The following is a 3,842-nucleotide window of genomic DNA, read 5'->3' as shown; positions in this document are numbered from 1 at the left end:
CCTTCGCGAGCAAGCCCGCTCCCACAGGGGACGCGTCCGGCAGGAGTTATCCGCGCTTGATCAATCCCCACGCCCCCAAGACCGTCGGCACCCCTAAACCCACCCAGCTCACCGCATCCCAGACGCCGTCACCGAGTAATGCGCTGAACAGCCCTGCCGCACTGAGCGCACCAATCATCAGGGGAAGACCAAACACCTTCCAGAAACTCGACTGCCGAGGCCTCACGAGAGGACCTGCGCACCAACGGTCGCACGCTTGGCCGCTTTACGCCGCACCAGCCACAGGTAAACGCCGCTGCCGAGGACGATGATGGTCAGTACATCGAGGGTCGCCCAGAAGATCTGCATTGGCCGGCCACCGTAGTCGCCGAAGTGCAACGGCAGGGACAGGCTCATGACGTCCATGTACCACGGCCGTTCGGCGACGGCGGTGACGTCCAGGGTGGTGGCATCGATCAGCACCGGCGTGAGCAGGTGCGAGGTCAGGTGGGTGTCACCCTTCATGAAGACGCTGTAGTGGTGCTCGCTGGAGAACAGCGTGCCGGGGAAGGCGATGAAACTCGGCTCCATGCCCGGCGCGACGTCCTTGGCGATGTCCAGCAACCGGGTGGCCGGCGCCAACTGGGTCAGCGGCGGGGCGTTGCGGTAGGGTTCGACCATGGCGCTGAGGCTGTCGTTGCGCCACGCGGCGATGATCAGGTCGGCGCAGGCGGCGATCACGCCAGTGACGCCCACGGTCAGCGCCCAGACCAGTGTGACCACGCCGATCAGGTTATGCAGGTCGAGCCAGCGCAGGCGCGTGGATTTGTCCTGGCGTACCGTGGCGAACTTCAAGCGACGCATGAACGGCAGGTACAGGACCACCCCGGAGACGATGGCAATCACGAACAGCAGGCCCATGAACGCCAGCAGCAACTTGCCCGGCAGCCCGGCGAACAGGTCCACGTGCAGGCGCAGCATGACCATCATGAAACCGCCATTGGCCGAGGGCATTTCCAGGGCCTCGCCGGTACGCCCATCGAGCATGAAGGTGTGGGAGGCATTGGGTTCGGTGCCCGGTGTAGGCGCCATGATGGTGATGACGCCGTTGGGCTCGTCATCGTCCCAGCCAAAATACTGGACCACTTCGCCTGGACGGTGAGCCTTGGCTTTTTCCACCAGTTGTTGCAGGTCCAGCGGCGGCGTGTCGGCGGGCATTTCCCGAAGCTGCGGGGCGTCGCCCAGCAGGTGTTCAATTTCATGGTGGAAGATCAATGGCAGCCCGGTGATCGCCAGCATCAGCAGGAACACCGTGCAGATCAGGCTGGTCCAGGTGTGGACGAAGGACCAGCGGCGGATGGTTTTGCTTTTCATGAGCGATCCGGATGCAAAAGGGCACCTTGTGGCGAGGGGTATCTGTGGGAGCAAGGCTTGCCCGCGAAACAGGCGATGCGGTCTTTCTGAAACCGAGTCGCCTCCATCGCGGGCAAGCCTTGCTCCCACATAGTGCCCGCTAAAGTGGGTATGCAAATGCTAACCGTTTACCATTTGTAATTCACGCTGGCGACGACGTTGCGTTGGTCGCCATAGTAGCAGTAGAAGCCGTCGCAAGTGGACAGATAGTCCTTGTTGAAGAGGTTCTTCGCGTCCACCGCCACCGTGACCCCCTTGAGGGTCTTGTTCAAACGGCCCAGGTCGTAATGGGCCGAGGCGTCGTACACGGTGTAGGAACCGACATGGCCCCAGTCGGTGTTGGTGGTGTTGCCGTAGGTGTCGCCGACATAACGCACACCGGCGCCGATACCGAAGCCATCCAGCGGGCCGTTATGCCAGGTGTAGTCCGCCCAGGCGGTGGCCTGGTTGCGTGGCACCTGGGCCATGCGCTGGCCTTTTTCCGCCGCCGTGCCTTTGGTGATTTCGCTGTCGTTGTAGGTGTAGGAGCCGATGAGCTTGAGGTTGTCGGTCACGTCGCCCGAGGCTTCCAGTTCCAGGCCACGTACCTGGACTTCTCCCACCTGGCGGGTGACGTTGTTTTCGGTGACGGAGTTGTTTTTCTGGGTCAGGTCGAACACCGCAGCGGTCAGCAGGGTCTTGGTGCCGGGTGGCTGGTACTTGATACCCGCTTCGTATTGTTCGCCTTCGGTGGGTTTGAACGCTTCGGTGCTGTTGACGGTTGAACCTGCCGCCGCCTGGAACGACTGGGCGAAGGAAATGTACGGCGTCACACCGTTATCGAAGACATAGCTCAGTGCCGCGTTGCCGCTGAATTTCTTGTCGCGCTGGGTGTTGGTCGCATCGTTCAGGTTGTGGAACACGGTGCCGGTGTGAATCCAGTCCTCACGACCGCCGAGGGTCAGGCGCCAGTTGTCCAGGGCGATCTGGTCCTGGACGTACAGGCCGGTCTGGTGGGTTTTCTGGTTGTAGTCGTACATGGTGAAGTACTGGACGTTGGAGAAATCCTGTCCGTAGGTCGGGTTGTTGACGTTGCTGGTCGGCACGCCAGTCGAACCCCAATCCCAGTGCGAATTACTGTTGGAGCGCTGGTGGTCCAGGCCCAGCAGCAGGGTGTGGCTGAGGGCGCCGGTCTGGAAGTCGGCCTGGAAGTTGTTGTCCACAGCGAACTGGCTGATGTCTTCGTCAATTACACTGGCACTGCGCTTGATGGTGCCATCGGCGCTCACCGCTTCATCAGGACCGGCCGGCGAGAATTGCCCGCCGGCGGAGATGCCCTGGGTTTCCAGGTCGCTCTTGGTGTAGCGCAGGTTCTGGCGGAACTGCCAGGTGTCGTTCAGGCGATGTTCAAACGCATAGCCGAGGGCGTAGTAGGTACGGTCGTAGAATTCCCAGTCCGGGTCGCCGAGGTTCTTGTGGTGGGAAATCTTGCCCGCTGGCGAGGACAGCTTGGTGCCTTGCAGCGGCAGGAATTGCCCGGTGATACCGGTGTCGTCGCGGGTGTATTGCGACAGGAAGGTCAGGCGGGTGTCGTCGTTGATGTTCCAGGTCAGGCTCGGCGCGAGGTTGTAGCGCTTGTCCGGGATGTGATCGACCTGGGCGTTGCTGTCGCGCACGGTGCCGCTGAGCCGATAGAGGAACTGGCCTTCGTCATCGACTTTGCCGGTGCTGTCGAAGTTGATCTGCTTATGTTCGTAGCTGCCGGCCTGCAACTCGACTTCATTGCTGCTTTCGGCCTGTGGCCGACGGCTGACCATGTCCAGCATGCCGCCCGGCGGCGTCTGGCCGTAGACCGAAGAGGCCGGGCCACGCAGCACGGCAATGCGCTCCAGGTTCCAGGGCTCGATTTTCGGCGTGATGTAGTTGCCTTTGGGCAGCGGCAGGCCATCGAGGAATTGGGTCGGTATGAAGCCACGGACCAACAGCCAGTCGTTGCGCGAATCCGAACCGTAGCCGCTGCTCTGCACGCCAGCGGTGTAGCGCAGGGCGTCATTGAGGTTGAGAACCGAACGGTCTTCCATCTGTTGGCGCGTGACCACCGAGACGGAGCGCGGCAGTTCGACAATCGGCGTATCCGTCTTGGTCCCGGCGGCGGTGCGGGTGGCGACGTAGCCCTCGGTCGGGCCCCACGCGGTTTCGCTGAGGCCGGCACCGATCACACTGGTTTCCGGCAAGGCCATGACGCCTTCAGGCACCGCCACCAGGCTGTAGGTGCCGGCGCTGCTTTGTTCCAGTTGCAGGCCGGTGCCGCGCAAGGCCTCGCGCAATGCGCCGGTGGCGTCGAACTGGCCCTGGACCGGAGCCGAGGTTTTGCCCGAGGCCAGGGACGGATTCAGGCTCAGGGCGAGGCCGGCCTGGCTGGCGATCTGGTTCAGGGTGCTGGCCAGTGGCGCGGCGGGCAGGTTGTAGGT

Annotated in this window: 3 protein-coding genes; all 3 read right to left on the bottom strand. The window is 62.6% G+C overall.

Going from position 1 to position 3,842, the window contains the following annotated elements; all coding sequences use genetic code 11:
• Positions 1-46 precede the first annotated feature (46 nt).
• Positions 47-226: a hypothetical protein gene (locus CFII68_RS27920; protein ID WP_033062653.1), complete on the bottom strand. Its 180-nt coding sequence runs from the start codon at positions 224-226 to the stop codon at positions 47-49.
• Entirely contained in the window at positions 223-1,353 is a 1,131-nt protein-coding gene (locus CFII68_RS13285) for a PepSY domain-containing protein (RefSeq protein ID WP_018607435.1), read from the bottom strand. Before CFII68_RS13285 ends, CFII68_RS27920 begins: the two co-directional genes overlap by 4 nt.
• Positions 1,354-1,520: 167 nt before the next feature.
• On the bottom strand, positions 1,521-3,842 hold a 2,322-nt coding region (locus tag CFII68_RS13290), incomplete at its 5' end, for a TonB-dependent siderophore receptor (protein WP_018607433.1).

Origin of the sequence: Pseudomonas sp. CFII68, assembly GCF_000416195.1 — a bacterium.
GTDB classification, from domain to species: Bacteria; Pseudomonadota; Gammaproteobacteria; order Pseudomonadales; family Pseudomonadaceae; genus Aquipseudomonas; species Aquipseudomonas kilonensis.
The sequence above is the reverse complement of the archived record's forward strand: the minus strand, read 5'-3'. Positions and strand labels throughout refer to the sequence as shown.

Excerpts from the sequence above, each read along its gene's own strand:
- CFII68_RS13285 (WP_018607435.1), bottom strand. The coding sequence starts at position 1,353 with ATGAAAAGCAAAACCATCCGCCGCTGGTCCTTCGTCCACACCTGGACC.